Here is a 14,158-nt window from a genome sequence, read left to right as displayed (position 1 = left end):
GTGCTCTCCCAAGGAAGTTGGATCTCCGACGGCGGTCGGTGCTTCTCAAGGTACGCGGTGGTGCGGGATGCAAGACTGAGGACGCGAGTGACAGGAGCGATATGAACGAGAACCTGACCGAGGTCGTGCCGCCGTCCGTCTGGTGGGGCTGGGGTGACCCCGCGCGCTCGCACGGCGTCCCGGAGCACGTGGCGCAGATGCTGGCCGACGAGTTCGGCGCGAGCCTGCACGAGCAGCCGCCGGCCGGTCTCGACGATGTGCGGATCCCCGAGCCTCGGCTCACCGACGACGCTCTGCAGGCCTTGCGGGCCACAGGTTGCGAGGTGCTCACCGATCGTGAGGAGCGCGCCGCGCACTCCGGGGGCAAGAGCTACCCCGACCTCTACCGCCGCCGCGCCGGCGACTGCGCCGAGGCTCCGGACGCCGTCGTGTGCCCGCACGACGAGGCCGAGGTGGTGGCGCTCCTGGCGGCGTGCGTCGAGCGTGGGATCGCCGTCGTCCCGTACGGCGGAGGCACCAGCGTCGTCGGTGGGCTCAAGCCGCTGTCCGGTGAGCACGACGCGGTGATCAGCGTCGACCTCCGCCACCTCGCCGAGATGACCTCGATCGAGCCGGAGAACCACCGCGCGACCTTCGGTGCCGGCATGCGCGGCCCAGCGCTCGAGGCGGCTCTGCAGCCGCACGGGTTCACTCTCGGTCACTATCCGCAGAGCCACCAGCAAGCATCGATCGGTGGCTATGTAGCAACCCGCTCCGCGGGCCAGGCCTCCACCGGATACGGACGCTCCGACGAGCTGGTCGAGCGGGTCCGCGTCGTCACGCCGCAGGGCGTCCTCGACCTCGGCGGCTCGGCCCCGGCGTCCGCTGCCGGGCCCCGGCTGATCGACCTCGTCATCGGTAGCGAGGGAACCCTCGGCATCATCACCGAGGTCACCATGCGCATCCACCGAGCGCCCGCCCACAAGCGGTACGCCGCCTGGCTGTTCGAGTCGTTCGACATCGGCCGTGAGGCGCTGCGGGACGCCATGCACGAGTGTGGACCGGGGCAGATGCCCGCGGTCTGCCGGCTCTCCGACGAGGAGGAGACGCGTGTCGCGCTCGCGCAGATCGGCGGCGCCAAGGCGTCGTTCGTGCAGCGGTACGCCGCACTGCGAGGCATGGCGAACCCCGCCATCGGCATCTTCCTGTGGGAGGGCGACGAGGAGTCCACCGGCTTCGGCAAGCACCGGTGCGAGTCCGTCTTCACCCGGCGCGGCGGCGTCCGGCTCGGTCCGGTGGCCGCGCGGTCGTGGGAGAAGGGCCGCTTCAACGCGCCTTACCTCCGCGATCACCTCATGGGCCGCGGCATGCTCGTCGAGACGCTCGAGACCGCGCAGTCCTGGAGCGAGTCGATGACCACCTACCGCGCCGTGCAGGCCGCGATCCAGGGAGCGCTCGGCCCGGACGCCTCGGTGCAGTGCCACATCTCGCACGTCTACGAGACCGGGGCGTCGCTGTACTACACCTTCCTGGCGAAGGCCGAGGAGGACGGAATCGCGCAGTGGGAGCGGGTGAAGAAGGCGGCGTCCGAGGCGATCGTGGCGACCCGCGCGACCATCACCCACCATCACGCCGTCGGCACCGACCATGCCCCCTACCTCTCCGCCGAGCTCACCCGCGCCGGCCGCTGGGTCACCGAGACCGGCGGGCTCGCGCTCGATGTGCTGCGCGCCGCGAAGGCGACGCTCGACCCGGCCGGCATCCTCAACCCCGGCAAGCTCATGGAGGGAGGCGCGCGTGGCTAGCCCCCTGCACCTGCTGGTCAACCCGCTGTCCCGGCATGGCGGGGAGAAGCGCCGCGCCCTGGTCGAGCGCATGCTGCGTACCCAGGGGCACGAGGTGCGCACTCACGTGACCACCGCACCCGGTGACGCCGAGACCTACGTCGGTGGCCTCTCAGAGCAGGATCGAGTCGCGGTGGTGGGTGGCGACGGAACGATCGCCGAGGCTGCCCGCGGAGCCGTCCGCAGCGGCGCGGCGCTGATCCCGCTGCCCGGCGGCCGGGGCAACGACCTGTGCCGGTACTTCGGCGTCCACCTGGACCTGCCGAAGGCGGTGCTGGCCATCCCCACCTACGTCGAGCGGCGGGTCGACGCCGGCGCCGTCGACGGACGCGTGTTCCTCGGCGTGGCCACGATCGGGTTCGACTCGATCGCCAACGACAACGCCAACTCCTCCCGGCTGCGCGGCCAGGTCGTCTACGCGGCGGGCGCGCTGCGGGCGCTCGCGCGGTGGAAACCTGTCACCTTCGGCCTCGTCGTCGACGGCCAGCCGCGCGAGGTCCACGGCTGGTCGGTCGTCGTCGGCAACACCGGTCGCTACGGCGGCGGCATGAGGATCTGCCCGGACGCCGAGGTGGATGACGGCCTGCTCGATCTCGTCACGATCGCGGACGGCAGCAAGCTCGAGTTCCTGCGGTCCCTGCCGTCGGTGTTCGACGGCACCCACGTCGACAACCCGCGGGTACGCACCGAGCGGGTACGCACCGTACGCATCGAGTCGATCGACGGCGGGAACCGCGCGCACCGGCGACGGATGGCGATGTTCGCCGACGGCGACCGGATCGCCGACGTACCGCTGGAGGTCGGGGTGCTGCCCGGCGCCGTCCGCCTCATCGTCCCGCACCCGCGCAAGGCTCGCTGAGTGGTGCGCCTGCGGCCCAGGGGTCGGGTGTGGGCTGCCGCCTGCGTCCTCGCCACGCTGGTCTCGGGGTGTACGAGCATCGACGACACCACGGAGCCGATCGGTCCGGTGGTGCAGTGTGTGCCCTTCGACCCCGTCGGCTCGATCGACCAGCTCAACACCCAGATCGCCACGACGAAGGCGTCGCCGTACTTCCTCGGCGCCGACGTGGGCGCGAGCGTGCCACTGTCCGACGGGCGGTCGATCTGGGTCTTCGGCGACACGGTCCGCGGCGCCGAGGTCGGCGGTGACCGGATGGTGCGCAACTCGATGCTGATGTTCGAGCCCGGGTGCCTGCGCCCGGTGGTGCCGCCCGACGGCGGCGCAGTGATCCCGGACCGCGACGCGACGGTCGGCTACTGGCCGATGTCGATCGCCGTCGTACCGCAGAAGGGCTTCGACCTCGTCGGCGTCATGGCGCAACGGGTCACCGGATCCGGCAACGCATGGAGCTTCCAGACGCTTGGTCCCGCGATCGCGGTGTTCCGGGTCGAACCCGGCGAGCTGCCGGAGCTGATCGAGGTCACCGACCTCGGTCCGGACAATCCCTCGCCTGCGAACCCGACGTGGGGTGCGGCGTCCGCGATCGGCCCCGACGGCTTCGTCTACCTCTACGGGACCTTCAAGCCTGCCGACGGCTCGAGCTTCGGGTACGGCGTGCAGGTCGCCCGGGCGCCCGTCGCCGACGTCCCGCACCAGCAGAAGTGGACCTACTGGAACGGCGTCGAGTGGCAGCCCGACCCGGCCCAGGCCGCGGTCCTGGTGCAGCCGGTGGGCGGGGTGTCACAGACCTTCTCGGTGGTCTTCCGCGACGGCAAGACCTACCTGATCAGCAAGCGGGACGAGGCGCTGGGCGAGGACCTGATCGCCTGGGTGGGCGATCAGCCGCAGGGACCGTTCGTCGCCAGCGATCCGCTGGCCTACATCCCCTCCCAGCCCGACAAGCACCTGTGGGTCTACATGCCGATTGCGCACCCCGACCTGCTGGCCAAGCCCGACTCGGTCGTCGTGTCGATCTCTCGCAACTCCGACGATCTGTCGATCGTGCTCGCCGACCCCGCGCTCTACCGGCCGTTCTTCCTGGAGATCGAGCTGCCGGACTGAGTCGCGGCCGCAGCCGGCTCGCCTACGATGGAGCGATGCGACCGGGCGGCGACCACTACTTCAGCGACACGCCGCAGGCCCCCAGCGACCCGAAGGACGTCGACGTCCTGCTGCCGGGCCTGGCCTTGACGCTGTCCAGCGACGCAGGGGTGTTCAGTCATGGGCGGCTGGACGACGCGACCCGGATCCTGCTCGAGTCCGCGCCGGCACCGCCGACGGACGGCGTACTGCTCGACCTCGGCTGCGGCTACGGACCGATCGCGCTCGCCCTCGCGGCGCGATCGCCGGCGGCGCAGGTGATCGCGGTCGACGTCAATGGGCGCGCCCGCGGGCTGACCGATGCGAACGCCACGCGCAACGGGCTGCGGAACGTCACGACCTATGCTCCCGAGGCGGTGCCCGAGGAGCTCCGGTTCCGGGCCATCTACTCCAACCCGCCGGTGCGGATCGGGAAGGCGGCGATGCAGCGGCTGCTGCTGCACTGGCTGCACCGGCTGGAGGACGGCGGCGTCGCCCATCTCGTCGTCGGCAAGCATCTCGGCGCCGACTCTCTGGCCAGATGGCTTGCCAGCCAAGGGTTCTCGGTGCAGCGACGGTCGTCACGCAAGAGCTATCGAGTCCTCGAGGTGGGGGGTGGTGAGCAGTGAGCCAGCTGCGCGGAACGGACCTGAAACGGCTGCACCGCAGCTGGAAGCGCACCGGGCCACCCGAGCTCGCGCTGGTCCTCGAGTCGGTGGCCTCGCCATGGAACGTCGGCGCCATCGTGCGGACCGCCGCCGCGCTCGGCGTCACCCACCTGTATCTCGCGGGCGAGACCGCCTCACCCCGATCGGCCAAGACGCAGAAGACCGCGCTCGGTACTGACCGCTACCTGAGGTGGAGCATGCACGACGACGGACCGTCCGCCATCGCCGCGGCACAGGCTGACGGCTACCACGTGGTGGCCGTCGAGCTCGCCGACGAGTCGACGCCGATGCACCAGCTCGACCTACGGCGTCCGGTCGCGCTCCTGCTCGGGCACGAGGACCGGGGCGTGACGGCGGCCGCGCTCGCTGCCAGCGACGCGGTCGGGTTCCTGCCGCAGGTGGGACGCGTGGGCTCGCTGAACGTCGCGACCGCGGCGTCCATCGCGATGTACGAGGCGCGCCGCCAGCACTGGACAACCCTGCAGGACACGCCGTCCTGGGGGCCCGGGAGTCCCGACGACTAGCTTCGAGAGCCGGCCGGGCGCGCTCGTAACCCACCGCAGGTGGTCAGCCCCAGGTGGTCAGCCACATCCGGGCGGCGCGCTCGGGCCCGGTCAGCTCGGTGCCGTTGAGCACCGGCAGGAAAAACACGAACAGCACGACCACGACCGCCAGGTAGCTCGCCACGGCCGCCGCGCCCAGCCGGCGCCGCAGGAGGGAGTCACTGGGCTTGCCGAGCACGTCCTGCAGACCCAGGGTGATCCCGATGAGGAAGAACGGCACCACGGGTGCCATGTAGAACAGGAACATCGTGCGCTCGGCGTTGATCAGCCACAGCGCCCAGCCGGCCACGATCCCGGCGATCACCGTGCCGGCGACCCAGTCGCGGCGGGTCACCAGCCGCCACACGCACCACACGGCGGCGATCACGAACAGCCACCAGAGCGCGGGGTTGCCGATCATCGTGATCGTGCGCCAGGTCTCCACCTCACCGCCGGTCAGGTGGTCGTTGATCATGAGCACCGGGCGGCCTCCGAACAGCCACGACCAGGGCTCCGACTGCCAGGGGTGCGGGCTGTCCAGGCCGTTGTGGAACTTCAGCCACTCGCCCTGCATGTGCCACCAGGAACGGATCGCCTCGGGAATGAACGGGAAGGCCGTCTCGCGTCCCTCGGCCCAGTGCCGACCCTGTGAGCTTTCACCAGCGAACCAGCCGATCCAGCTCAGCATGTAGGCCAGGACGGGCACGATCGCCAGATCCCAGAACGCGAACGGCAAGGAGCGGCGTACGCCGACCCAATACGGCCGCCGTAAGCCGATCAGCCGGTACGCTCCGACGTCCCACCAGACGCTCAGGATCGCGAACAGGGCGAGGAAGTAGGCGCCGCTCCACTTGACCGAGGCCGCCAGGCCGAAGCAGACGCCGGCGGCCAGCCGCCACCAACGGAAGCCCACCCGCGGCCCCAGCGGCCCGTGCATCTCGTCCTCGACGTACGCGTCCGCGAGCTGACGGCGGAACCGGTCCCGGTCGAGCACGAGACAGGTGAAGCCGGCCAGCACCCACACCTGCAGGAAGATGTCGAGGATGCCGGTCCGGCTGAGCGCGAAGGCCAACCCGTCACAGGCCAGCATCAACGCCGCGGCCAGCCCCAGGAAGGTCGAGCGGGTCAACCGCCGCACCACGAAGGACAGCAGCGCTATGGCGACCACTCCGGCCAGCACGCTGGCGAATCGCCAGCCGAGCGGGGAGTAGCCGAACAGCCATTGACCGAGTGCGATGTTCCACTTGCCGAACGGCGGGTGGACGATGAAGTAGTACGCCCGGTTCTCCTCGAAGCCGTAGCGCAGCATCTGGTCGGCCTCGGGCACGTAGTACGCCTCGTCGAAGGCCAGCCGGCTCGGGAACCCGATGTTCATCAGCCGGACGACGGCGGCGGCCGCCACGATCAGCAGCGTCCCCAGCCATGCCGCGAGCCGGTCCTTCGGCATCGGCGGGAACAGCCGGCGGGCGACCAGCGCCCGGTACTCGCGGTCGACGTCCTCGGCGTACGCCGGCGGCGACGGCTCGGTCGCGAAGGCCGCTTCCTCCGGCTCGGTCGTCCGCACGTCGGTAGTCACGCAGTAGATCGTAGGCTGACCGGCGTGACCGAGCAGGACGACCGCACGCCCGAGACCAGTGCCCGCTGGGCGGTCCCGCCGGGCACCCTCGTGCTCGCGGGGACGCCGTTGGGCAACAGGGGTGATGCCACCGACCGGCTGCGCACCGCCCTGGCCACCGCGGACGTCGTCGCGGCCGAGGACACCAGGCGGGTGCGGCGACTCGCCGCCGACCTCGACGTTCGGATCGCCGGCCGCGTCCTGTCCTACTACGACCAGGTCGAGGCGCAGCGAGCGCCGGAGCTCGTCGAGGCGCTGCGGGCCGGACAGTCGGTCCTCGTGGTGACGGACGCCGGCATGCCGTCTGTCTCCGACCCCGGCTACCGCGTCGTCGAGGCGGCTGTGAACGCCGGACTGCCCGTCACCTGCCTACCGGGGCCGTCGGCCGTGACCGTCGCCCTGGCGTTATCCGGTCTGCCGAGCGACCGGTTCTGCTTCGAAGGGTTCGCGCCGCGCAAACCCGGCGAGCGGGCCCGGCTGCTCGCCGAGCTGGCCAACGAGCGCCGCACGATGGTCCTGCTCGAGGCGCCGCACCGGGTCACCGCGATGCTGGAGGCGTGCGTCGAGGCCTTCGGCGCGGACCGCCGCGCGGCCGTCTGCCGCGAGCTGACCAAGACCTACGAGGAGGTGCGCCGCGGCACCCTCGGGGAGCTCGTCGAGTGGTCGCGAGACGGCGTCCGCGGCGAGATCACCCTCGTCATCGCGGGCGCCGAGCCAGCGAGTGAGCTGGACGCCGACGAGCTCGTCCGCCTCGTGGAGCAGGAGGTCGCCTCAGGCTCGAGCAAGAAGGACGCCGTGGCGCTCGTCGCGGCCGCCCCCGGAACCCCGAAGCGCACCGTCTTTGACGCCTACCCCCGGCGCTAGCGAATCCCCGGTCAGCGCGGTCGCGGACTCCCCGCCGGTGATGCAGCCGGGTTACCCGCGCCTCCGGTCGTGTTGCGCACCATGGTCCATCCGCTCCCCCCCCCCGGCACTAACCTAGACAGCATGCCTGAAACCTCGGCGACGTCCTTCTTCATCACGACGCCCATCTATTACGTGACCGCTGCTCCGCACATCGGAAGCTCGTACACAACGACGGCGGCCGACGTGCTCGCCCGTTGGCACCGGCACCGCGGTGAGAACGTGTACTTCCTCACCGGGACCGACGAGCACGGCCAGAAGGTGATGCGCACTGCGGAGAAGAACGGCAAGTCGCCGCAGGAGTTCGTGGACGGCCTGGTCGAGTCCGAGTGGAAGCCCGCCTGGAGGCTGCTCGACATCGAGTACGACCGGTTCATCCGCACCACCGACGAGGACCACGTCCGTCAGGTCCAGGAGTTCTGGCAGCGCCTGTACGACGCGGGCCACGTCTACGAGGGCGAGTACTCCGGCAACTACTGCGTCGACTGTGAGGAGTTCAAGTCCGACGACGACCTCGACGCCGAGGGCAACTGCCTGGTGCACGAGCGCCCTGCCGAGCACTTCACCGAGAAGAACTACTTCTTCCGGCTCAGCGAGTTCGGCGATCGGCTGCTCGCCTTGTACGACGAGGTTCCAGACTTCATCGCGCCCACCGCGAGCCGCAACGAGATCATCAACTACGTCAAGTCCGGCCTGAACGACCTGTCGATCAGCCGCTCGTCGTTCGACTGGGGCATCAAGGTGCCGTGGGACGAGACCCAGGTGCTGTACGTCTGGATCGACGCGCTGCTGAACTACAGCAGCGCGGCGCAGATCTACGACGATCCTGGCGAGTTCGCCGAGGTGTGGCCGCCGACCCACCTGATGAGCCGCGACATCCTGCGTTTCCACTCGGTCATCTGGCCGGCGATGCTGATGGCGGCGGGGATCGAGCCCCCGCGCCGCGTCTACGTGCACGGCTACCTGCTGGTCGGCGGCAAGAAGATGGCCAAGAGCAATGCGACGGCTATCCATCCGCGGGAGATCGTCGATCACTTCGGCGCCGACGCCTACCGGTACTACTTCATGAAGGCGATCCCGTTCGGCTCGGACGCGTCCTTCTCGTGGGAGCACCTGCACGCGGTCTACACCGACGAGCTGGCCAACAACCTCGGCAATCTTGCCAGCCGCGTGGCGGCGATGATCGGCAAGTATTTCGACGGCGTCCTACCGGCGCCGGGGCCGCTGACCGATGCGGACGGCGGGATCGCCGACCTGCTGACCAGCACCGCCCGCGCCGCGGACGTGGCGATCAACGGCCTGCAGATTCACGAGGCGGTCACTGCGACGCACGACTTCGTGACTGCCGTGAACGGCTACATCACCGAGCAGGCGCCGTGGAAGGTCGCCAAGGAGGACACGCCGATCGCCAAGGAGCGGCTGGCGACGATTCTGTACACCTGCGCCGAGGCGTTGCGGGCCATCGCCGTCCTCCACAGCCCAGTGATGCCGACCGCGGCGCGCCGGCTCTGGGACTCGCTCGGTGCTGCAGAGAAGCTCGGCCCGTTGGAGGAGCAGCTGATCTCCAGCGCGGCCGAATGGGGCCGGTTGCCGGCCGGCGCGACCATCACCAAGGGCGAGGTGCTGTTCCCGCGCGTCGAGATGGACGCCGAGGAAGGGGCCTAACGCGCCGTGGCCAAGAGCAAGGCGCAGCAGGAGCGCGAGAAGACGCCGCCGGCGGCACCCGCCCCGCTGCCGGTGCCGGTGCCGGACAACCACACCCACCTCGACATCGTGATCGAGTGGCTGGGCGGGACGCCGTCCGAGCACCTCGACCGCGCGGAGCAGGTCGGCATCGACCGGATCGTGCAGGTCGGCACCGACGTGCAGTCCTCGCGGTGGGCGGCGCAGCTGGCCGCCGACGATCACCGGGTGCTGGCGGCGGTGGCGCTGCACCCCAACGACGCCGCCCGCAACACTGACGGGCTGGACGACGCCCTCGCCGTGATCGACGAGCTGGCCGCGCAGCCGCGGGTGCGGGCCATCGGCGAGACCGGGCTGGACTTCTACCGCACTCGCGAGGAAGACGGCATCGCTCGCCAGCGGGAGTCCTTCGCCCGGCATATCGACATCGCGAAGCGGCACGGGATCGCGCTGATGATCCACGACCGCGACGCCCACGATGCCGTGTTCGACGTTTTGGCCGCCGAAGGGGCGCCGGAGACCGTCGTGTTCCACTGCTTCTCCGGTGATGCGCAGATGGCGCGGCGGTGCGCGGACGCCGGGTGGTTCATGAGCTTCGCGGGGAACACGACCTTCAACGCCTCCGCCGGCCTGCGTGAGGCCTACGGCGTGGCGCCCCGCGAGTTGCTGCTGGTGGAGACCGATGCTCCGTTCCTCACCCCGATGCCGCATCGGGGCCGGCCCAACGGGTCGTACCTGACCCCGCTGACGATCGGGCGGATGGCCGCCGAGCGCGACGAGGATCTCGCGGAGCTGTGCCAGGCGCTGGCCGACAACACCGAACGCGTATACGGGGCCTGGTAGTTCCCTTCGTCACTATCGGGCGTGGTGGGGGTGGCGTGCCTGTGACCTCTCCGTTATAGTCCTGTAACCGAACCGGTCAGGGTGGGGAAGCCCATCCGCTGAGGCCCGAGGCCCCAGCGATGCAGCGCCGGCGTCCGCCCTGAGGACGCCGAGTTCCCCTGCCTGCGAAGTGCGACCAATGGAGCAAAGTGCGTCGTTCCTCCCGTGCGGGCCTGTCGGCCCTCGCCGTTACCGCAGTCGTCGGCGGCACCGTGGCCTTCAAGGCGATGGACAAGACCGTGGACGTCATCGTTGACGGCCAGGCCCAGACCGTCTCCACCTACGCGAACACCGTCGACGGCGTCATGAAGGACGCCCAGATCGACGTCAGCAACCGCGATGCGGTCAGCCCCTCGGTTGACTCCGCGGTCGCCGACGGCTCGACCATCAACATCACTCGGGCCCGCGTGGTCGACTACACAGTCGACGGTGTGCACAACCGCGAGTGGGTCACCGCGCTGACCGTCGAGGAAGCCCTCGACCAGCTCGGCGTCTCGGACAACGCCAAGGTGTCGGCATCGCGTTCGCAGCGCATCCCGCTTGATGGCACCTCGCTGGAGATCACCACCTCGAAGGACGTCGTCATCAACGTCGACGGTCGCGTCGTCGAGGCGAGCTCGACCGCGGGTGACGTGCAGACCCTGCTCGACGAGCAGGGCATCGTGCTGGAGCAGCAGGACAACACCGATCCGGCGGTCGACACCGAGATCGCCCCGGGCATGACGATCAACGTCAACCGGATCCGTACCGCGGATGTACAGGAGACCCAGACGGTCGACTACCAGACCGTCGAGCAGGAGGACTCCTCGCTCACCGTCGGCACCAAGAAGACGCTGACCGAGGGCGTGAAGGGCGAGCAGGTCGTCACCTACTCGGTCGTGACCACCAATGGAGTGGAGACCTCGCGCCAGCAGACCGGCGTTCAGGTCACCAAGCCGCCGGTGGATCAGGTCGTCGCCGTCGGCACCAAGCCGAAGGCCACCAGCGCCCCGGCGCCGCAGAGCTCTTCGGGCGGCTCGTCGTCCAGCAGTTCGTCGTCGGGCGGGTCGTCGTCGGGCGGGTCGTCGTCGGGCGGGTCGTCGTCCGGGTCTTCCGGTGGCAACACCGGCGCAGTGCCCCCGGCGCCGTCCGGTGGCAACAACTGGGACGCCGTCGCGCAGTGCGAGTCGACCGGCAACTGGTCGATCAACACCGGCAATGGCTACTACGGCGGCCTGCAGTTCTCCGCCAGCACGTGGAAGGCCTACGGCGGTCACGCCTACGCCCCGAACGCCCACCTCGCCACGAAGGCACAGCAGATCGCGATCGCCGAGAAGGTGCTCGCCGGTCAGGGCCGTGGCGCGTGGCCGCACTGCGGCAAGTACCTGTAGCCAGCAACAGCATCTCGAGGAGGCGGCCCCACGGCGGGGTCGCCTCCTCGACGCTTGCCGGTGGGTGCCGGTGGGTGCCGGCTCACCCGCCGGTGCGTGCCAAGATGCTTCTCATGACCTACGGCGCCAACCCGTGGGAGCGTGGCTCCCGCCTCCACCGCTAGCGTGCGGCTGCTCGGCCCCGCCGCGGTACGTGAGCTCGCCGGCCACCTCGGCATCCGGCCCACCAAGACGCTCGGCCAGAACTTCGTGCACGACGCCAACACGGTGCGGCGCATCGTGCACACCGCGGATCTGCGTCCGGGGGAGACCGTGCTCGAGGTCGGGCCGGGGCTCGGCTCGCTGACTCTGGGAATGCTGGACGCCGGACACCGGGTAGTCGCGGTCGAGATCGACCCGGTCCTCGCCGCGGCACTGCCAGGCACGGTGCGCACGCTGCAGCCGGAGAATGCCGATCGGCTGAAGGTCGTCACCGCGGACGCGTTGCGCCTCGATGTACTGCCCGATCCGCAGCCGACTGCGCTCGTGGCCAACCTCCCCTACAACGTCTCGGTGCCGGTGCTGCTGCACCTGCTGGAGGTCTTCGAATCGATCGAGCGGGTGCTGGTGATGGTGCAGTCCGAGGTGGCGCACCGGCTCGCGGCGTCCCCTGGCTCGAAGGTCTACGGGGCCCCGTCGGTGAAGGCTGCGTGGTACGGCGACGTCCGGCTGGCGATGACGGTCAGCCGGCAGATCTTCTGGCCGGTGCCGAATGTCGACTCGGCGCTGGTCTCGCTCGCGCGGTACCGCGAGCCCCTCGGCGGTGCGCCGCGCGAGCTGGTGTTCGAGGTGGTTGATGCGGCGTTCGCGCAGCGCCGCAAGATGCTGCGTGCCGCGCTCGCGCCGCTGATCGGCTCGTCGCAGTCCGCGACCGGCGTCCTCATCCCGGCGGGGATAGACCCGACGGCGCGAGGGGAGACTCTCGGCGTGGCAGACTTCGTAGCGATAGCGCGGCACTGGGCCGCGTCGGGCACCGCAACCTTGGGAGAGCCTCGCCGATGACCGCACCGGTGCAGACCGACGACGTCGTCATTGCCCGCGCTCCCGCGAAGATCAACCTGCATCTGGGTGTCGGTCCGGTGCGCGCCGACGGCTACCACGAGCTGGCCACGGTGTTCTGCGCGCTGTCGCTCACCGACGAGCTGGTGGCGGCCGAGGGGTCGGGGGTGAGCATCGTAACGGCCGGCGAGGGCGCGGACGCCGTCCCGGCCGACGCGAGCAATCTCGCCTGTCGTGCGGCGCTGAGGCTTGCCGAGCACGCCGGTATCGATGCGGACGTCGAGATGTCGGTGCGCAAGCAGATCCCGGTGGCCGCGGGATTGGCGGGCGGCAGCGCGGGCGCAGCAGCCGCCCCGGGGGCCTGTGACGCGCTCTGGGGGACCGGGGCATCGCGCGGGGACCTGCTGCAGATCGCGGCCGAGCTCGGTAGCGATGTCGCCTTCTCACTGACCGGAGGACTCGCGTTGGGCACCGGGCGCGGTGAGATGCTGTCGCCGGTGCTCGCGGCCGGGCGGTGGCACTGGGTCCTGGCGGTCGCCGAGGGTGGCCTGTCGACCGGCGATGTGTACCGCGAGCTGGACCGCATTCGCGAGGGTACGGAGCGGGGCGCGACGCTAGAGCTGCCGGATGCGCTGATGAACGCGCTGCGATCGCGTGACACCGATGCGCTCGGAGCTGCGCTGCACAACGACATGGAGCCCGCCGCGTTCGGGTTGATGCCGACGCTGCGGCGTACCAAGGCGGCCGGGGTCGAAGAGGGCGCCGCAGGCGCGTTGCTGTGCGGCAGCGGCCCGACGATGGCGTTCCTGGCCCGCGACGAGCAGCACGCGGTCGATCTCGCTGCCAGGGTCAGCGGCCTGGGAGTCTGCCGCACCGTCCGGACGGCGTACGGCCCCGTCCCCGGCGCCCGCATCACCGGCTGAGTTCTATCACGACAGCGGCCCGGGCACGCCCGGGTTGTCAACTGGCCGCTGCTTATCCAACACCGCAGAGGATCTGGCGGGATCAGCGGTCGCGGGTGCGGGGGATCGTGGGGCTGGCGTCCAGGTGGGCGAGGCCGTTCCAGGCCAGGTTCACCAGATGTGCCGCGACGATCTCCTTCTTCGGCTTGCGGGCCTCCAGCCACCACTGCCCCGTGGCCGCGACCATGCCGACGAGCGCCTGGGAGTACAGCCCGGCGAGCTTGGTCTCGTAGCCGCCGGCCTTGAACGCCCTGTCGAGGATGTGCTCGACCCTGCTGGCGACGTCGTTGATCAAGCTCGAGAAGGTGCCGGCTCGACCGGTCGGGGGAGTGTCGCGGGTCAGCACCTTGAACCCGTCGGTCTCGTTCTCGATGTAGTCCAGCAGCACGAAGGCCGCCCGCTCAAGCAGCACCCGCGGGTGCCCCTCCTGCAGCGCGGCCTCGAAGCGACCGAGGAGCAGGCTCATCTCGCGGTCGACGACGACGGCGTACAGCCCTTCCTTGCCGCCGAAATGCTCATAGACGACAGGCTTGCTGACCTTGGCGCGCGCGGCGATCTCTTCGACCGACGTCGCATCGAAACCGCGCTCGGCGAACACGCTGCGCGCGATGGTGACAAGCTGCTGGCGGCGCTGTGCGCCGGTCATACGCAT

13 protein-coding genes are annotated in these 14,158 nt (G+C 70.2%); 11 read left to right on the top strand and 2 right to left on the bottom strand.

The genetic code is table 11. The annotated features are described in order from the left end of the window. The first annotated feature begins 101 nt into the window (after window positions 1-101). The 5 genes from DAA40_RS11245 to DAA40_RS11225 are packed head-to-tail and all read left to right on the top strand — an operon-like array spanning window position 102 to window position 5,035. Window positions 102-1,784 (top strand): FAD-binding oxidoreductase, encoded by a 1,683-nt coding sequence (locus tag DAA40_RS11245; RefSeq protein WP_106849804.1) that lies wholly within the window; start codon window positions 102-104, stop codon window positions 1,782-1,784. After that, window positions 1,777-2,682 (top strand): diacylglycerol kinase family protein, encoded by a 906-nt coding sequence (locus tag DAA40_RS11240; RefSeq protein WP_158716388.1) that lies wholly within the window; start codon window positions 1,777-1,779, stop codon window positions 2,680-2,682. Before DAA40_RS11245 ends, DAA40_RS11240 begins: the two co-directional genes overlap by 8 nt. Continuing rightward, on the top strand, window positions 2,683-3,825 hold the full coding sequence (locus DAA40_RS11235) for a DUF4185 domain-containing protein (RefSeq protein WP_158716387.1): 1,143 nt from the start codon (window positions 2,683-2,685) through the stop codon (window positions 3,823-3,825). A 35-nt stretch (window positions 3,826-3,860) separates the two neighbouring features. Continuing rightward, window positions 3,861-4,472 (top strand): class I SAM-dependent methyltransferase, encoded by a 612-nt coding sequence (locus DAA40_RS11230; protein WP_106849801.1) that lies wholly within the window; start codon window positions 3,861-3,863, stop codon window positions 4,470-4,472. After that, complete coding sequence (locus DAA40_RS11225; protein ID WP_106849800.1) at window positions 4,469-5,035, top strand: TrmH family RNA methyltransferase; 567 nt, start codon at window positions 4,469-4,471, stop codon at window positions 5,033-5,035. The genes DAA40_RS11230 and DAA40_RS11225 overlap by 4 nt, the downstream gene beginning before the upstream one ends. A 43-nt stretch (window positions 5,036-5,078) precedes the next feature. Here the strand turns inward: DAA40_RS11225 and DAA40_RS11220 are convergent, their stop codons facing one another. Continuing rightward, window positions 5,079-6,629, bottom strand: a complete 1,551-nt coding sequence (locus DAA40_RS11220) for a dolichyl-phosphate-mannose--protein mannosyltransferase (protein ID WP_106849799.1) — start codon at window positions 6,627-6,629, stop codon at window positions 5,079-5,081. 24 nt (window positions 6,630-6,653) lie between these two features. On the opposite strand from DAA40_RS11220, the gene rsmI reads away from it, so the two are divergent. From rsmI to DAA40_RS11190, 6 genes are all read left to right on the top strand, one after another. Then, entirely contained in the window at window positions 6,654-7,532 is an 879-nt protein-coding gene (rsmI, locus tag DAA40_RS11215; RefSeq protein WP_199849710.1) for a 16S rRNA (cytidine(1402)-2'-O)-methyltransferase, read from the top strand. Window positions 7,533-7,655: 123 nt separating this feature from the next. Further along, window positions 7,656-9,236 (top strand): methionine--tRNA ligase, encoded by a 1,581-nt coding sequence (gene metG, locus DAA40_RS11210; RefSeq protein ID WP_106849798.1) that lies wholly within the window; start codon window positions 7,656-7,658, stop codon window positions 9,234-9,236. A 6-nt stretch (window positions 9,237-9,242) separates the two neighbouring features. Then, complete coding sequence (locus DAA40_RS11205) at window positions 9,243-10,097, top strand: TatD family hydrolase (RefSeq protein WP_106849797.1); 855 nt, start codon at window positions 9,243-9,245, stop codon at window positions 10,095-10,097. Between the two features lie 188 nt (window positions 10,098-10,285). Then, window positions 10,286-11,506 carry a resuscitation-promoting factor gene (locus tag DAA40_RS16900; protein WP_106849796.1) on the top strand — a complete coding sequence of 407 codons (1,221 nt, stop codon included), beginning with the start codon at window positions 10,286-10,288 and terminating at the stop codon, window positions 11,504-11,506. 141 nt (window positions 11,507-11,647) lie between these two features. Next, window positions 11,648-12,547, top strand: coding sequence for a 16S rRNA (adenine(1518)-N(6)/adenine(1519)-N(6))-dimethyltransferase RsmA (gene rsmA, locus DAA40_RS11195; protein WP_106849795.1), 900 nt, complete (start codon window positions 11,648-11,650; stop codon window positions 12,545-12,547). Next, window positions 12,544-13,467, top strand: a complete 924-nt coding sequence (locus DAA40_RS11190) for a 4-(cytidine 5'-diphospho)-2-C-methyl-D-erythritol kinase (protein WP_106849794.1) — start codon at window positions 12,544-12,546, stop codon at window positions 13,465-13,467. The genes rsmA and DAA40_RS11190 overlap by 4 nt, the downstream gene beginning before the upstream one ends. An 82-nt stretch (window positions 13,468-13,549) precedes the next feature. Here the strand turns inward: DAA40_RS11190 and DAA40_RS11185 are convergent, their stop codons facing one another. Next, window positions 13,550-14,158 carry a TetR/AcrR family transcriptional regulator gene (locus DAA40_RS11185; protein ID WP_234356345.1) on the bottom strand — a complete coding sequence of 203 codons (609 nt, stop codon included), beginning with the start codon at window positions 14,156-14,158 and terminating at the stop codon, window positions 13,550-13,552.

It is taken from the genome of Blastococcus sp. Marseille-P5729, assembly GCF_900292035.1.
Classification (GTDB): domain Bacteria; phylum Actinomycetota; class Actinomycetes; order Mycobacteriales; family Antricoccaceae; genus Cumulibacter.
The sequence above is the reverse complement of the archived record's forward strand: the minus strand, read 5'-3'. Positions and strand labels throughout refer to the sequence as shown.

What these genes read in the sequence shown, in the direction of transcription:
- DAA40_RS11245 (WP_106849804.1), top strand. Translation starts at nt 102, where the DNA reads ATGAACGAGAACCTGACCGAGGTCGTGCCGCCGTCCGTCTGGTGGGGC.
- metG (WP_106849798.1), top strand. Translation starts at nt 7,656, where the DNA reads ATGCCTGAAACCTCGGCGACGTCCTTCTTCATCACGACGCCCATCTAT.
- DAA40_RS11230 (WP_106849801.1), top strand. Translation starts at nt 3,861, where the DNA reads ATGCGACCGGGCGGCGACCACTACTTCAGCGACACGCCGCAGGCCCCC.
- DAA40_RS11190 (WP_106849794.1), top strand. Translation starts at nt 12,544, where the DNA reads ATGACCGCACCGGTGCAGACCGACGACGTCGTCATTGCCCGCGCTCCC.
- DAA40_RS11185 (WP_234356345.1), bottom strand. Translation starts at nt 14,158, where the DNA reads ATGCGTATGACCGGCGCACAGCGCCGCCAGCAGCTTGTCACCATCGCG.